Below are 246 nucleotides of genomic sequence, written 5' to 3' on the forward strand. Positions count from 1 at the left end.
AGAAAGTTCCCGGAATAAAATTGGATACCTGGTGTGGTGGTTAAAATTTCCATAGTGCGACCGCTTTCCGGTTCATAAAGCTTTGCCGCCAGGCTCCGCTCTTGATTTAGCGATTCGATAACAAAGCAGTGGTCATAACCGCCTGCAGTATCATTAATATCTTTTCCAATTAATTTCGGCTTGGTGAAATCCATAGGGGTACCGTAAACAGTCTTAATTTCTCCGGTGGGGATTAAATAATTATTG

At 41.9% G+C, this 246-nt stretch carries 1 pseudogene; it reads right to left on the reverse strand.

The window, feature by feature from the left end:
- Positions 1-246 (reverse strand): annotated as a pseudogene (locus tag COZ07_RS00850) (galactose-1-epimerase); the annotation flags it as partial.

The sequence above is a fragment of the Candidatus Infernicultor aquiphilus genome (assembly GCF_002784285.1).
GTDB lineage: Bacteria > Atribacterota > Phoenicimicrobiia > Phoenicimicrobiales > Phoenicimicrobiaceae > Infernicultor > Infernicultor aquiphilus.